Below are 14,655 nucleotides of genomic sequence, written 5' to 3'. Positions count from 1 at the left end.
GAGCGAGACCGGCACCGTGCTCTACGTGGGCGACGGCATCGCCCGCGTGCACGGCGTCGAAAACGCCATGTCCATGGAGCTTCTGGAATTCCCCGGCGGCGTCACCCGGAGGCTACGGGGCCCCGCGCCCCGGCGCGCCCGGCTTCGGCCAGCCGGCCCCGGGCCAGGCCGACAGCCGCGACGGCCAGAGCAAGAAAAAGCGCCTCAAGGGCCGGCGCACCGTGGACTTCCAGCAGGGCGATTTCGGGCGCCACGGCGACGACGAGGAGGGGCTGCGCCTCAACCGCGGCCGCTCGCGCCGCAAGGGCGGCAAGGTGCAGGCCGCGCCGCAGGCCACCCAGCCCATCAAGGCCGCCAAGCGCAAGATCCGCGTCACCGAGGCCATCCGCGTGGCCGACATGGCGCACCAGATGGGCCTCAAGGCCAACGAGATCATCAAGGTGCTCTTCGGGCTCGGGGTCATGGCCACCATCAACCAGTCGCTGGATATCGACACCGCCACGCTGGTGGCGGCGGAGTTCGGCTACGAGGTGGAAAAGGCCGGCTTCTCCGAGGAGGACTACCTCGTGCCCAAGGAGGCCGACGCGCCCGAAAGCCTCAAGCCGAGGCCCCCGGTGGTCACCATCATGGGCCATGTGGACCACGGCAAGACCTCCTTGCTCGACGCCATCCGCAAGTCCAACGTGACGAGCGGCGAGGCCGGCGGCATCACCCAGCATATCGGCGCCTACCATGTGAAGACCAAGCGCGGCGAGATCGTCTTCCTCGACACGCCGGGCCACGAGGCCTTCACGGCCATGCGCGCGCGCGGCGCCCAGGTGACGGACCTCGTCATCCTCGTGGTGGCGGCCGACGACGGCGTCATGGAGCAGACGCGCGAGGCCATCAACCACTCGCGCGCGGCCAATGTGCCCATCATGGTGGCCGTCAACAAGATGGACAAGCCCGGCGCCGACCCTGACCGCGTGCTGCGCGAGCTCGCCGAGCTCGGCCTCCAGCCCGAGGACTGGGGCGGGGACACGGTCGTCTCCCGCGTGTCCGCCAAGACGCGCGAGGGCCTCGACGACCTGCTCGAGCTCGTGGCCCTGCAGTCGGAAATCATGGACCTCAAGGCCAACCCGGACAAGCCGGCGCGCGGCCACATCGTGGAGGCCAGGCTCGACAAGGGCCGCGGCCCGGTGGCCACCGTGCTCATCCAGGAGGGCACGCTGCGCCTTGGCGACAACTTCGTCTGCGGGCCGTTCTCGGGCCGCGTGCGCGCGCTCACGAGCGACCAGGGCAAGAAGGTCAAGGAGGCCGGCCCCTCCATCCCGGTGGAGGTGCAGGGCTTCGAGGGCGTGCCCGAGGCCGGCGAGGAGTTCTTCGTGGTGGCCGACGACAAGCTCGCCCGCCGCATCGCGGATTCGCGCGCCGTGCGCCAGCGCGAGCACGATTTGCGCTCCGAGGCCAAGGTCACGCTGGAGACCTTCCTCTCCAGAAGCGCGGAGAGCCAGGAGGCCCAGACCCTCAACCTCGTGCTCAAGGCCGACGTGCAGGGCAGCCTCGAGGCCATCACCGAGGCGCTCAACAAGCTGAGCACCGACAAGGTCAAGATCAACGTGGTGCATGGTGGCACGGGCGCCATCAGCGAGTCGGACATCCTGCTCGCCTCGGCCTCGCAGGCCATCATCATCGGCTTCAACGTGCGGCCGGCCGCGCGCATCAAGGACGTGGCCGAGCGCGAGAACGTGGACATCCGCTTCTACGACATCATCTACAAGCTCGTGGACGACATCAAGAGCGCCATGGCCGGCATGCTGGCCCCGGTGCACCGCGAGGTCTACCTCGGCCAGGCCGAGGTGCGCGAGACCTTCAGCGTGCCCAAGGTGGGCATCATCGCGGGCTCCTACGTGTCGGACGGCAAGATCGCCCGCAATGCCGGCGTGCGCCTTTTGCGCGATGGCGTGGTCATCTACACCGGCAAGATCGCCTCGCTCAAGCGCTTCAAGGACGACGCCCGCGAGGTGGTCAAGGGCAACGAGTGCGGCGTGGGCCTCGAGAACTTCAACGATGTCAAGGTCGGCGACATCATCGAGGCCTTCGAGACCGTGGAGGAAGCCGCCACCTTGTAGGGTGACGATGCAGTTTCGGGGGCGGTTTGCGCGGCGAGCGCGGGCCGCCCCTTTCTGTGCACGGAAAAGACCATGCCCATGTTCGTGGCGGTGCTGACCGTCGAATTCAGCCTGGACGGCAACGACAACCTCAAGGCCAAGCGCCGCGTGGCCAACAGCCTGAAGCAGAAGGCGCGCAACACCTTCAACGTGGCCGTGGCCGAGGCCGGGACGGAAGACAGCCTCACCCGCCTCCGGCTCGCGGTGGTGTCCATCTCCAACAGCGAGCGCCACTTGCGCTCGCGCATGGACAAGTGCTGCCTGATGCTCGAAGCCGTCTCTCCCGAAGAAATGATCGACAGCGAGGTGGAGATCTATGCCGCTGATTGACGCCGTGCCCGAAAAATGGCGCGGCGACGCCCGCCGCGTGGCCGACGCCGTGCGCGGCCTTGACCGTGTGCTCATCGCGGCCCACGTCAACCTTGATGGCGACGCCCTGGGCTCCATGGCGGCCGCCGGCTGGATCTTCCGGGCCCTGGGGCGCGAGTTCACGCTCTACAGCCCTACCGGCCTCCCGGCCACGCTGGACTTTTTGCCCCTGCCGGCGAAACTCCACACCAGCCTCTCGCACCTGCCCTTCGCGCCCGAGAGCGCGCTTTTGCTCGACTGCGACAGCCCCGGCCGCCTCGGCCGCGAGCTCGCGGCCCGCGTGGCCGACTTCCCGAGCGTCAATATCGACCACCACCTCGGCGGCCCGGGCATGGGCACGGTGGCCAACTGGGTGACGCCCGAGGCCGCGGCCACGGCGCAGCTCATGGCCTGCCTGGCCCTGGCCCTCGGCGAGCCGCTGACGGGCGGGCTTGCCGATTCCGTGGCGCTCGGGCTCATCACCGACACCGGCGGCTTCTGCCACGGCAATACCAGCGCCGATGTCTTCGAGCTTTGCGCGCTGCTCTCCCGCGGCGGCTGCCGCATCTCCGACCTGCGCGAGCAATTGGACAGCGGCTGGAGCATGGGCCGCGTCCACCTCTGGAGCCGCCTGCTCGGCCGCGTGCGCCTCGCCTGCGACGAGCGCGTGGCCGTGTGCCCGGTCTTCCGTGAGGACATGCGCGAGTGCCACGCCACCAAGGAGGAAATGGAAGGCCTGGTGGACTGGTTCAGGCGCATCAAGGGCGTGCGCGTGGCCGCGCTGTTGCGGGAGGAAGGGGAGGAAAGCTGCAAGTTCAGCCTGCGCTCGCGCGGCTGGGTGGACGTGCGCGTCATGGCCCAGGCCCTCGGCGGGGGCGGCCACCGCAATGCCGCCGGCGGCACCATCGACCTGCCCATGGCCGCGGCCGAGGGCGTGCTGCTCGAGACCGTGGGCGCGGCCCTGGCCGCGCAGGAGGCCGCGCGGTGAGGGTGCGCCCTGCCAGCCCCTCCCGGTGCCGACGCCCCTGTGCGCCGCTGTTGCCGCTGCTCCTGCTCGCTTTTTTTGCCGCAGGCAGCGCCCTTGCCGCCCCGTCCATCCCGGCCGGCTCCGCCCGGCTGACCCCGGTGGTGCGCGTGGTGCGGGCCGCGGCGCCGGCCGTGGTCAATATCACGAGCGCCCTGCCGGCCGAGCGGGGCGCCCTTTCGCCGCTGGAGCGCTTCTTCGGGCCGCTCCCCGACCGCCTGGGGAACCAGGGCCGCAAAAGGGCGAGCCTTGGCAGCGGCGTCATCGTGGATGGGGGGCGCGGCCTCGTGCTCACCAACGCCCATGTGGTCGCCGGCGGCGGCGAGATCATGGTGCATTTGCAGGACGGGCGCGACTTTCCCGCTCGCGTGCTTGGCGCCGAGCCAGACTTCGACCTCGCCGTGCTGGAAATCCGCGGCGCCCCGGGCCTGCCCTCGGCGCGCCTCGCGGACACGGGCGACCTCATGCCCGGCGAGACGGTCATCGCCATCGGCAACCCCTTCGGCTTCAACCATACGGTGACGACCGGCGTCATCTCGGCCCTCGGGCGCTCCATCCGCAACGAGGGCGGCATGCTCACCGACCTCATCCAGACCGACGCGGCCATCAACCCGGGCAACAGCGGCGGGCCTCTCCTCGACCTCGACGGGCGCATCATCGGCATCAACACCGTGGTGGACGCGCGCGGCGAGGGCATCGGCTTCGCCATCCCGGCGGGCAAGGCGCGCCGCGTGCTCGACGACATCATGGCCGGAAGCCACAGCGCGCCGCTCTGGCTCGGCGTGCTCGGGCAGGATGTGGACGGCCGCACGGCCGGGGCGCTGGGCATCGAGCCCGCGGGCGTGCTCGTGCGCGAGGCCGTGGCCGGCACGCCGGCGGCCAGGGCCGGCATCGCGGCGGGCGACATCCTCCTTTCCCTCAACGGCACGGGCTTACGCGACGGGCGCGACCTTGTGAACTCCCTGCGCAACCAGATGCCCGGCGAGAGCGTGCGCGTGGCCCTGCGCCGCAAGGACGGCACGCGCACCGTGACCCTCACGCCCGCGCCGCTGGATGACGCGGCGGCAGGGCGCCTCATGGAGCGCCGCTGGGGCTTTTCCGTAAAAGACGGCAAGGGCGCGCCCGCGGTGGCCTCCGTGCGGGAGGGCGGCCCGGCGGACTTTCTGCGCCCCGGCGACAACATCGCCGGCATCGACGGCCGGCGGGTGGGGAGCCGCAAGGAACTTGTGGACGTGTTCCGGCGCGAGCGGCTGGCGCCGGAGGTCATCCTCCAGGTCGTGAGGCAGGGGCGCCTCTACCAGGCGCGGCTTGTGCCCTGAAGCCTCCCCGCGCCGGGGAAAAAGCGGGGAGCTACTTGACAGGCTCCCCCCGTGACGCTATCCCTTACGCGAGCGGGCAGGGCCTGCCCGTAACTCAGCGGAACACCAAATTTCTGGAGGAAACAATGGGCTACAATGTGACCGTCGATACCGACAAGTGCGTGGGCTGTGGCGAGTGTGTGGACGTTTGCCCCGTGGAGGTCTACCAGATGAAGGACGGCAAGTCCGACCCCGTCAACGCCGACGAGTGCCTCGGCTGCGAATCCTGTGTCGAGGTCTGCGAGAGCAACGCCATCACCGTGGAAGAAATGTAAGCTGTCCCGCCGGGCGCCGCGTTTTCGCGCCGCGGGCGGAGGCCGTTCAGGAGTGCCGCCGGGTGCGTGCATGATGCGCATGCCCGGCGGCACTCCCCTATTCGGCGCCCGCAGCCGTGCCTGTGCCGCCGGCGCGGGGCGCCCCAGGAAACATCCATGATCCCTGACCTGAGCCCCATCTTTGCCAGCTACGCCACCCTGAGGGACGAGGCGGACGCCATCTTCGCCCATGTGACGGCCAAGTATCCCGAATGCGTCACCTGCCACGAGGGTTGCAGCGACTGCTGCCACGCGCTCTTCGATCTTTCCCTTGTGGAGGCCATGGCCGTCAACGCGGCCTTCAACGCGGCCTTCGGGCATGGCCGCGAGCGCTCGGACATCCTGACGCGCGCCTCGGAGATCGACCGCGCGCTCACGCGCCACAAGCGCGAGATGTTCCGCGCCGAAAAGGACGGCGAAAGCCCCAAGGCCATCATGGCCCGCGCGGCCAGCCTGCGCGTGCGCTGCCCGCTGCTCGGGGCCGACGACCGCTGCCTGCTCTATGACGGGCGCCCCATCACCTGCCGCCTCTACGGCATCCCCACGGAGATCGGCGGCGAGGCCCATGTGTGCGGCCTCTCGCGCTTCGACAAGGGCCAGTCCTACCCCACGGTGCGGCTGGAGCGCTTCCAGGGCCGGCTCGACACCCTGAGCCGCGAGATCGCCGAGACCGTCGAGTCGCGCTTCGAGCTCGGCGAGGTCTATGTGCCGCTCTCCATGGCGCTCCTGACGCGCTATGACGAAAACTATCTCGGCATCGGCCCGGCCAGGGCGGAAGACTGACATGGGCGACGCTTCCCGCCAGCCGCCAGCAACCGGGGCCGGCCAGCCAGAAACCCCGCAGCCCGGCGCCGCGGCCGCGCGCCTCTTCGCCGAGGAGGTCCCGCGCGACCTCACGGCCGAGCAGGCGCGCCTCAAGCGCGAGATCTATGAAAAGATGAACCCGCGCCGGCGCAAGTTCGTGGACCGCCTGGGCTATGACCTCTGGGATCCCTTCCAGGCGCCCAAGGACCCGCTCGACATCCGTACCGAGCGCAGCCAGCGCACGGCCCAGGACCTGCTCGACGAATTTTCGCGCGCGCACGGCGTGGCCTCGCGCGACCGGGCCTACCGCGCGGGCGCCGTGGAATGCGCCATCGGCGTCATCAACAAGGACGAGAAGTTCCAGGGCATCTTCGATTTCTGCCTCTGGTACCATGATTTGCTGAAAAAGGAAGGACATTTGCCATGAAAGCCCATTACGACGACATCGACGAATATATCGCTGACCTGAAGGACGAGATCAAGGCCAACGAAAAGTGCGCCAACCATTATTACAACCTCGGCCTGGCCTTTTTGAGCAAGCGCGACTTCGTGGCCGCCGAGGAGGCCTTCCTTTCGGCGCTGCGCAATTCGCCGCACCTCGCCGAGGCCTATGTGCAGCTCGGCGGCATCTGCCTCGAGCGCGGCGACCTCGAGGGCTGCCTGCGCTACAACGAGGAGGCCGCGGGCTCGCGGGCCAAGTTCGCCATCCCGCAGAGCAATATCGCCTTTGTGCACCTCCAGCGGGGCGAGCCGGACAAGGCCATCCAGGCGCTCAACAAGGCCCTGAAATGGGCCCCGGACTTCATCCAGGCCAAGAACGCCCTCATCACGGCCTATTTCATGAAGCGCGAGCTGGACACGGCCGAGCGCCTCTGCCGCGAGCTCATTGCGCAGGAGCCGGCCTTCGCCCCGGCGTGGAACAACCTCGCCCTCGTGCTCTTTGAGGAAGGCCGCCTCGACGAGGCGCAGGAAGCCGTGGAAAAGGCGCAGCAACTGGGCTTCGAGGTGCCGGCGGGCTTTCTGGAGGAGCTGGCGGCCGCGCGCGGCTGAACGGTTTTGCACCGAAGCACGAGGCCGGGCGGGCGCAGTGGCGTCGTGCCCGGCTTTTTGTGTCGTGCGGAGGGGCCGGCTGGCGCACGGCCGTCAGGCATGCTTCTTGCTTCCCTGTCAGCGGACAGCTACCGGGCGGACAATCCTGCCGCCTGTGTTTTTCGATGCAAGGAGCACGACCATGGAATTGCAGTTCCGCAGCCGTAACCACGATCTCGGCACCTTTTTTCCCACCTTCCAGGAGCGCGTGAACACCATGCTCCCGGCCGAGAACCGCGCCGCGGCTGCCGCCAGCTCCGCCGCGCCGGCCCTCGACACCGTGGAGAAAATGGCCGTCACGCCGCACTATCCCAACACCGAGGAAGTGCAGATGACCCTCGCCCGCGTGGAAGAGGAAGCCGCCCTCCAGAGCCAGGAGCTCGTGGAGGCCCACTCCGGCCTCAACGAGCAGCGCGTCGCCCGCCTGCTCGGCCTGCTGGACGACTAGCCAAGACGGGCTTTTGACGCTTTTCCGGGGGGTCTGCCCGTGGAGCGCGCCGGGCTTGCAGGCCGCACGGGCGCCCTGTGCGCACGGCATTTTCATCCGTGCCTTGGCAGGTGACCACGGGCCGGCGCCACGGTCGCAGCCCTGCCGCAGGGGCAAGCGCCTGTGCCGCGCGTTGGGGGGCCATTTTTGCCGCCCGGGCGCGAAGTGCCTTTCGGCGCTTGACAGGGAAACGGGGAAAGCGTAGGTTTACGTCCTTCCTGCGGGAGTAACTCAGTGGTAGAGTGCAACCTTGCCAAGGTTGAAGTCGCGGGTTCAAATCCCGTCTCCCGCTCCACTGAATTGGCGGCATAGCCAAGTGGTAAGGCAGAGGTCTGCAAAACCTCCATCTCCAGTTCAAATCTGGATGCCGCCTCCAGTTTTCTTTTCGGCGGTCATATGGCCTCATATGGCTGCGGAGGGTAGCCCATTCCATCCGCCCTCGGGGGCGGCGCCCGTGCGGGAGTAACTCAGTGGTAGAGTGCAACCTTGCCAAGGTTGAAGTCGCGGGTTCAAATCCCGTCTCCCGCTCCACCGGCTTTTTCGCGGGAATAACTCAGCGGTAGAGTGTCAGCTTCCCAAGCTGAAGGTCGCGGGTTCAAATCCCGTTTCCCGCTCCAGATTGAATGCCAGCCGGGTTCAATACAGTCCAAAAGCCATTGAAAAATAAGATGAAATGGTTTGGAAGACAGTATGAACCCGGCTATTTTTGTCCATAGACATCCCCTCTTTTTCGGGGTACTTCCGGGGGTAGATTTTACCTGCCCGGAGGTGATACCCCATGCCCCTTACCGATACCGCCAGCCGTGGCATAAAACCTGCGGACAAGGCCCGGAAGTTTTTCGACGGCAATGGCCTTTTTCTTTGGCTTTGTTATAGCACCTAGTTGACGAAAAGCTAAGATTTTGGTATTATTCACTTGTCAAGCTGAAAAGTGGCTTGTAACGCTGATTTTCAAAGGATTGACCGAGATGACCAGCGATGCGTACAGGCAAATAACCACGCTTCTCCCCTCCCTCTCACCAGAGGAGCAGGAAAGGCTCCAGAAATGGCTTAGAACCAACCCTTCAATCAGTCTGACTGATTTAGTTCAGATAAAAGAGAATCAAGGGATAGCTTGCCCTGATTGCGGAGGTATTAAGTATCTTGTGAAATATGGTAAGACGAAAGATGGCGTTCAGCGTTACCATTGCAAGAAGTGCAAGAGTACGTTCACGCCTCTTTCGTACACTTTCCTGTCAAACAGTAAGAAGGATTTGTCCGTATGGTTGTCATACATTGATTGTATGCTTAATGGCATGACGATAAGGAAAGCAGCTAAGTATTGTGGCATATCCGTTGTGACAGCATTTATGTGGAGGCATAAAATTTTAGCTATTCTTCGTAAGAAACTGAAACACATCAAGCTACAAAATGTAGTTGAAGCTGATGACACCTATGTAAGAGAGAGTTATAAGGGGAACCAGCCACCTAATAGAGAATCGTACAAGCGAGGAACATCAGCGAGCAAGCCGGGAATATCCGAAGAACAGATAGCCGTCTCTACTGCCATTGATAGAAATGGAAAAGTATATGGCAAGATAAGTGCAAGAGGGAGGGCAACAGCGAAGGAAATAACTCGTGCCATTGGTGCAAGAATAGACAGGGACTCGGTGCTGTGTACAGACAATGATTCAGCTTATAAAAAGTTTGCGCGAGACAGACATCTTGAACATGTTGTCATTCAAGAGCATGAAACTGTAAAGGGTGTGTACCATATAAATACGATTAATGCCTATCATTCACGCTTGAAAGCGTTCATCAAAAAGTTCAAAGGAGTCGCTACGAAATACTTGGACAACTATTTAGCTTGGATAAATAGCATCGGTGAGCGAAAGCTGAATCTAAGGCAAGTAGTAAAAGTAGCAATCAAAGAGGACTGGTATGGTACTTGGCAAGCCATAACAAATAGGCCGCTCATGCCGGTGTAAAGTTTATATTTAGGTGTTCTTTTTTTCTGTTTTATAAATACTATGCTCAGGGTCAAGCCAAATTATAGAAAAAATATTACCGTTTCGTATTCCAAATACTCTCACTTTATTGGTAAGAGCCAATTGACATAAAGAATCTAATTCTATATTTAGTTCTTGAGCTCGCCTTCTAATTTTTATATTTATTTTTTCTACGTTATCCCAGTCATGATTACTTGTATCCTCCTTAAAAATTGTTTCAAAATTTTTTGTTTCAAACTGCAACAGTGCATTTCTATATTTAGTTAATCGTTTGAACGAACAATACCATGGGAATTGATTATCAACATCCATTAAATTAAAATTCCAGCCCATCATATGCCTAAAAACAGTATTAACGGGTTGTTGCGTTGCAACTTTACGATCTGAAATCGATTGAAGGATTACTTTCTTTTGTTTAGACATTTTATTTTAAACTACTATAATAGGCAAGCATACTTTCTTTTGATATGACATTATGACCTCTTTGCCCTTCAGCCAAATCTCCTCGTGCCTCTTTCCAAGGTTCTTCCATGTGTGTTGACGTTACTAACCATTCAGGACTTTTTTCTCCATAAGCATCTAGTACGACATCAATAGTATCTATTTGATTTTCTGATAAGTGACTGACGTTTGCTCCTTGAAATTGAGTAGGCGATTTATATCTTCCTCTATGCTTTTCATATAATTTAGGCGCAACGGGACCACTCGCCCACGCTTCAAATTCTTCGTCAAATAAAGGTTCATCGTCCCACGCAAGTGACCATGCTTGACAATAATACACGAGTTTTTGGAGCTTAACGGTAGATATTTGCCCAATTTTGTTAACAATATATTGGGCAACATCAAAAACATTCGTTTCCATGCGGGCCCTCCTTATTTATTTTAATAAACTGTTTTTTACATGAAAAAGCCAGCTAGTCAACTCATATGACTAGCTGGCTTTGAGGAGATGGGCTTAGTGATTGCTGCGCTGACAGCTTGGTTCACTCACCGAACAGATTGGCGTAGGCTCTGTCCGTCTTTTTGTCGCTAGTTAGATCGTCTATGCTGTCGATGGGGAAGTGATGCCGGTCAGGCTTGAAAGCCTTTTTGTCTATCAGGTAGTACCTCTTCCCATCGTAATCAGCGACTAGCAGCCAGCCAAGGTCGTACATAGCGGCAATTAAGTCGTTGACGTACCCTTCTTTTAGCTGCTCACGGTTAGCGCATTGCTTAATATCTTCTTTTGTAAGCAAAGCGCGGCGAATAGACTTGCCTCGTTCTTCCTCGTGATGTTTCAAGTTTATGAGAATTTTCTTCGCGCATATTTCGTGTTCATATGCCATAGGTTATTCCTAGTGTTATTCCATAATCATATCTGATGAACTTTCTGTTGCTTTAACTTGAATACATCCAAAGTCGTCGACAAGTACCTCATATCCTTCTTTTGTATTATTATATCCTAACTGAAGTGCGTTTATCATTTTCATTCTTTCCAGATCAATCCCATATTTATTGCATATTATTTTAGCTTTTCTATATCCATATTTTCAATATTAAAGGCTTTTGGATAGATTGTCATATCTGCTAGGAAATTTACTTTTTTTCTATTTTGGAAAACTCTTGATATTATAATATATTTTGCAACGAACCTATCATTTCCTTTACCAATGAGTACACTATGATCTTCTTCATATACTCTAATCCCAATTTTATTTGCGTACTGCTTAACAATTTGAACGGCCTCCTCCCACGGCATACCAACTTGCAAGCCAAAAATCTTCGGGCCTCTGGCTTCAGCGTGTGCGTCAGTCAGGCTTACCATTGAAATGAACATTGCCAGGGCCACAAACACGGCTGCACGTTTAAGCATGGTGGTTCCTCCCAAGGTTAAAGATTGCTTCACGAATGTTTACTATGGTTACAGGTGTAGGTCAAGTCTTTTGGCGTATTCTATGGAAATGGAAGACTATCCCTTGCTCAAGCGGGCGTTTGCGAATGTTTTGAAGGCCAAACGGGAAGAGCTAAATCTGAGCAAGCTCAGGCTGGCTCAACTGGCCAAGCTTGAGCGCGTTTACCTGATCCAGCTTGAGAAGGGAGATAAGCGCCCTACGGTCAACGCTCTGTTTTATTTGAGCGAGGCTTTTGGCTTGAAACCTAGCGAAATGCTATCAATAGTCGAGGAGGAAATTGAGCAGTTGAAAGGAGGGGAGTAGCTTGTAGCCCTGCGTGGTATCGGTTTAGCCGCACTATCAACTATGTCCTATAACATAGCCTTTTCTTTACGTCGCTCCCAGCGGTACCAAGAGCTGGCGCGTGAAATACCGCTTTCAGGGCCGCGAGAAACTGCTTACCCTTGGCGCATACCCCCAACTGTCTCTTAAGGAAGCGCTGGAGACATGCAATGACGCCAAAAAATTGCTGCGAAGGGGTATCGACCCATCGGCTCAGAAAAAGGCGTCTTCCCGCATTGGAGAAAACAGTTTCGAGGCCATAGCGCGGGAATGGCACGCCAACAAGAAGTCGGCATGGAGTGAACGCTATGCCGAAGCCGTGCTTGAGCGCATCTCCGTCAATGTTTTCCCCTATCTGGGCAAATACCCCATCAGCGAAATTACCCCGCCGGATCTTTTGTCTGTGCTTCGCAAAATCGAAGCGCGCGGGGCCAGCTACCAGGCAAACCGTATACGTGAGAGCTGTTCGCAGATATTCCGCTACGCTATCGCCACAGGCAGAGCTGAACGGGATGCCGCCGCAGACTTGCGCGGGGCACTTAAACCGCACATTACCACTTCCCGCGCCGCCATCACCGACCCGGTGGAAGTCGGAGGGCTTTTGCGGGCTATTGACGCCTACACGGGAAACATTGTCACCAAGTGCGGCTTGCAACTCCTTGCACTGACCTTTCTGCGTCCAGGCGAAGTTCGCCTTGGCGAATGGGATGAAATCGACATGGAGGAAAAGCTGTGGCGCATCCCCGCCCGTCGCATGAAAATGCGACTTGATCACCTTGTACACTTGAGTTCTCAGGCTTGCGTTGTTCTGGAAGAACTGCGCCAGATAACCGGTCGTGGCCGGCTCATGTTCCCCGGCTTGCGATCTTCTGAAAGAGCTATCAGCGATGCAACATTCATCGCTGCCTTGCGGCGCATGGGTTTTGAAAAGGATGAAATGTGCGCTCACGGCTTCCGGTCCATGGCCAGCACCATTCTCAACGAACAGGGTTATCCGGCGGATGCCATTGAGAAACAGCTTGCGCACAATCCTCGTAACAAGATACGCGGCATTTATAATCGAGCCGAATATCTTTCGGAACGACGCCGCATGATGGATGAATGGGCTGACTATCTGGATTCATTACGCAATACTGGACGAGAGAAAAATATCAGCATGGAGGAAAAGGCATGAAAGAGGGCGCTATCAGTCCCTACATTGTACTGGCTCCCGCGGAAGATGATGTGGTCGGGGAGGAACCTCAGATAACCATCGCCAATACTGGCTGGAGTGAGGAAGAAATGGAACGAATGAGGGCGATGGGTTATGACGGCATGGACATAATCCGGGCCTGGTATAGTTGAGCAAGGCACTTTTTGTTCCAATGGGCCGCTTATCTGGAGGAATTCCGGGAGCGGAAAAAAGAAAGCTTCAATAATCACAGCATATTGGCTTTAGCATATCCCCAAAGGGCTTTCCATATCGGAAGCCCTTTTTTATTTCAAAAATTTCAATAAGATATAACTTGACACTATTGAATCCCAAAAGTTGTCAAGAAGAAATTTCATTTTTTTCCTGGACCTATAGAAATATATCTGGATTTCTCTGGTTTGACGGAAAAAGCATTTTCAGCGCCTTAAATCAACCTTTCTAAAAACCCGTGATAGGCTTCCATGAAAGAAACATCATGGAGGTTTAATCATGTCTCAACTTCCCTCAACCGGATTCCTTCGTCTGCCGCAGGTACTCGCGCTCATTCCCGTCAGCCGCAGCGCGTGGTGGGCAGGTTGCAAGAGCGGCCGTTATCTGAAACCCGTAAAACTCGGCCCGCGCACAACGTCGTGGAGGGCAGCGGATATTGCCGCGCTTCTGGAGAAGCTCACCGCCGAACCGGAGGAAAAATGAGCATCGTTTTTTCCCCGGCTCTTCGTCCGTCACACCCGCATGTGTGCCGGAAGCGGTCATCAGGTCAAGGCCAAGCCCTGGCGGGCCGCTTCGCGGGCCTTGACCTGATGCCCTTGCTTTCCGGCTATGGATACTTGCGGGCGACGGACGAGGAAGCCTCCGGCTGGGGCTCAGTCAAAGGAAGCTCGCAAGCCAGAAGCATAAAGACAGCGACACAAAAAAGTTGAGCTAGTTTCGACTTGATCTGACAATAGCCCCTTGAAAAGCAAGGGGAACTCCGTTTTGATGGAAGTGTGTACAACCCATCAACCGGGCACGATGCCCACGGAGTTCTCGATGGAAAGTTTTAATCAAAGCGTCATCAAGCACAAGACCGGACTTCTCAACCTTGCCGCCGAATTGGGTAATATCTCCAAGACTTGCCGTATCATGGGCTTTTCCAGGGATACGTTCTATCGGTATCAGGCAGCCAGAAATGCCGGCGGCGTTGAGGCCCTGTTTGAAGTCAGCCGGAGAAAACCCAATCTGAAAAACCGGGTCGAAGAAGCCACTGAACAGGCGGTGGTCGAGTTTGCCACGGCCTTTCCGGCTCGTGAGTCAGGTCAGGGCCGGCAACGAGCTGCGAAAACAGGCCATCTTCGTGTCGCTGTCTGGCGTGTGCTCCATCTGGTTGCGCCATAGCCCTTCGACCCTGAAGCAGCGCCTGGCAGCCCCGGAAAAGATGTCAGCGCACCGGGGACCGGGGCCCAGGTATAGGCTCGGGAATGAAAAAAAGGATGATGAGGCGTACGGCGAGATTGAAAGCCATCACCCCGGCTATCTCGGCAGCCAGGACACGTTTTATGTGGGGACAATCAAAGGGGTGGGCCGGATTTACCAACAAACCTTTGTGGATACCTACTCGAAGTGGGCCACAGCCAAGCTCTATACCACCAAGACGCCCATTGCCTGCGCGGATCTGTTGAACGACCGGGTCTTGCCGTTTTTTGCCTCAC

Annotated in this window: 18 protein-coding genes, 4 tRNA genes and 2 pseudogenes; 20 read left to right on the top strand and 4 right to left on the bottom strand. The window is 58.8% G+C overall.

What is annotated here, in order from left to right; all coding sequences use genetic code 11:
- The 14 genes from infB to G7Y54_RS12340 all read left to right on the top strand — a co-directional run.
- A partial coding sequence (gene infB, locus G7Y54_RS12405) for a translation initiation factor IF-2 (protein WP_165080284.1) occupies positions 1-2,111 on the top strand: 2,111 nt, incomplete at its 5' end.
- A 78-nt stretch (positions 2,112-2,189) separates the two neighbouring features.
- Positions 2,190-2,480 (top strand): DUF503 domain-containing protein, encoded by a 291-nt coding sequence (locus tag G7Y54_RS12400; protein WP_165078682.1) that lies wholly within the window; start codon positions 2,190-2,192, stop codon positions 2,478-2,480.
- Positions 2,467-3,486, top strand: coding sequence for a DHHA1 domain-containing protein (locus tag G7Y54_RS12395; RefSeq protein ID WP_165078657.1), 1,020 nt, complete (start codon positions 2,467-2,469; stop codon positions 3,484-3,486). Before G7Y54_RS12400 ends, G7Y54_RS12395 begins: the two co-directional genes overlap by 14 nt.
- 50 nt (positions 3,487-3,536) lie before the next feature.
- Positions 3,537-4,841 (top strand): trypsin-like peptidase domain-containing protein, encoded by a 1,305-nt coding sequence (locus G7Y54_RS12390; protein WP_241159408.1) that lies wholly within the window; start codon positions 3,537-3,539, stop codon positions 4,839-4,841.
- A gap of 125 nt (positions 4,842-4,966) precedes the next feature.
- A complete protein-coding gene (locus G7Y54_RS12385; RefSeq protein WP_165078658.1) occupies positions 4,967-5,155 on the top strand; it encodes a ferredoxin in 189 nt (62 codons plus the stop codon).
- A gap of 156 nt (positions 5,156-5,311) precedes the next feature.
- Positions 5,312-5,977 carry a YkgJ family cysteine cluster protein gene (locus G7Y54_RS12380; protein WP_165078659.1) on the top strand — a complete coding sequence of 222 codons (666 nt, stop codon included), beginning with the start codon at positions 5,312-5,314 and terminating at the stop codon, positions 5,975-5,977.
- 1 nt (position 5,978) lies between these two features.
- Positions 5,979-6,425 carry a hypothetical protein gene (locus G7Y54_RS12375; protein ID WP_346773645.1) on the top strand — a complete coding sequence of 149 codons (447 nt, stop codon included), beginning with the start codon at positions 5,979-5,981 and terminating at the stop codon, positions 6,423-6,425.
- Positions 6,422-7,048, top strand: coding sequence for a tetratricopeptide repeat protein (locus G7Y54_RS12370; protein WP_165078660.1), 627 nt, complete (start codon positions 6,422-6,424; stop codon positions 7,046-7,048). The genes G7Y54_RS12375 and G7Y54_RS12370 overlap by 4 nt, the downstream gene beginning before the upstream one ends.
- Before the next feature lie 181 nt (positions 7,049-7,229).
- Entirely contained in the window at positions 7,230-7,535 is a 306-nt protein-coding gene (locus G7Y54_RS12365; RefSeq protein WP_165078661.1) for a pseudouridine synthase, read from the top strand.
- Positions 7,536-7,794: 259 nt separating this feature from the next.
- A tRNA-Gly gene (locus G7Y54_RS12360) sits at positions 7,795-7,869 on the top strand.
- A gap of 7 nt (positions 7,870-7,876) precedes the next feature.
- Positions 7,877-7,950 (top strand) — tRNA-Cys (locus G7Y54_RS12355).
- Positions 7,951-8,030: 80 nt separating this feature from the next.
- Positions 8,031-8,105: transfer RNA gene (locus G7Y54_RS12350), tRNA-Gly, on the top strand.
- 11 nt (positions 8,106-8,116) lie between these two features.
- A tRNA-Gly gene (locus G7Y54_RS12345) sits at positions 8,117-8,191 on the top strand.
- A 351-nt stretch (positions 8,192-8,542) separates the two neighbouring features.
- A complete protein-coding gene (locus G7Y54_RS12340) occupies positions 8,543-9,541 on the top strand; it encodes an IS1595 family transposase (protein ID WP_165078662.1) in 999 nt (332 codons plus the stop codon).
- 9 nt (positions 9,542-9,550) lie between these two features.
- Here the strand turns inward: G7Y54_RS12340 and G7Y54_RS12335 are convergent, their stop codons facing one another.
- The 4 genes from G7Y54_RS12335 to G7Y54_RS12320 form a co-directional block, all read right to left on the bottom strand.
- Entirely contained in the window at positions 9,551-9,985 is a 435-nt protein-coding gene (locus G7Y54_RS12335; protein ID WP_165078663.1) for a hypothetical protein, read from the bottom strand.
- A gap of 1 nt (position 9,986) precedes the next feature.
- The gene (locus G7Y54_RS12330) at positions 9,987-10,424 is read right to left on the bottom strand and encodes a type II toxin-antitoxin system antitoxin SocA domain-containing protein (protein WP_165078664.1); all 438 of its coding nucleotides are present in this window, start codon (positions 10,422-10,424) and stop codon (positions 9,987-9,989) included.
- Between the two features lie 121 nt (positions 10,425-10,545).
- Entirely contained in the window at positions 10,546-10,887 is a 342-nt protein-coding gene (locus tag G7Y54_RS12325) for a hypothetical protein (RefSeq protein WP_165078665.1), read from the bottom strand.
- A gap of 176 nt (positions 10,888-11,063) precedes the next feature.
- Positions 11,064-11,414, bottom strand: coding sequence for a hypothetical protein (locus G7Y54_RS12320; protein WP_165078666.1), 351 nt, complete (start codon positions 11,412-11,414; stop codon positions 11,064-11,066).
- Positions 11,415-11,496: 82 nt separating this feature from the next.
- Between G7Y54_RS12320 and G7Y54_RS12315 the strand changes: the two genes are divergently transcribed.
- From G7Y54_RS12315 to G7Y54_RS12295, 6 genes and pseudogenes are all read left to right on the top strand, one after another.
- On the top strand, positions 11,497-11,757 hold the full coding sequence (locus G7Y54_RS12315; protein WP_165078667.1) for a helix-turn-helix transcriptional regulator: 261 nt from the start codon (positions 11,497-11,499) through the stop codon (positions 11,755-11,757).
- 73 nt (positions 11,758-11,830) lie between these two features.
- Positions 11,831-12,160: pseudogene (locus G7Y54_RS12775) on the top strand (integrase arm-type DNA-binding domain-containing protein); the annotation flags it as partial.
- A gap of 18 nt (positions 12,161-12,178) precedes the next feature.
- Positions 12,179-12,949 carry a site-specific integrase gene (locus G7Y54_RS12770; protein ID WP_346773646.1) on the top strand — a complete coding sequence of 257 codons (771 nt, stop codon included), beginning with the start codon at positions 12,179-12,181 and terminating at the stop codon, positions 12,947-12,949.
- Positions 12,946-13,119 (top strand): hypothetical protein, encoded by a 174-nt coding sequence (locus G7Y54_RS12305; protein WP_165078669.1) that lies wholly within the window; start codon positions 12,946-12,948, stop codon positions 13,117-13,119. Before G7Y54_RS12770 ends, G7Y54_RS12305 begins: the two co-directional genes overlap by 4 nt.
- Before the next feature lie 337 nt (positions 13,120-13,456).
- Positions 13,457-13,660, top strand: coding sequence for an AlpA family phage regulatory protein (locus G7Y54_RS12300; protein ID WP_165078670.1), 204 nt, complete (start codon positions 13,457-13,459; stop codon positions 13,658-13,660).
- Between the two features lie 336 nt (positions 13,661-13,996).
- Positions 13,997-14,655: pseudogene (locus G7Y54_RS12295) on the top strand (helix-turn-helix domain-containing protein); the annotation flags it as partial.

This window comes from Desulfovibrio sp. ZJ746 (genome assembly GCF_011039155.1).
Lineage (GTDB): Bacteria > Desulfobacterota > Desulfovibrionia > Desulfovibrionales > Desulfovibrionaceae > Desulfovibrio.
This window is presented reverse-complemented; position numbering and strand designations above follow the sequence as displayed.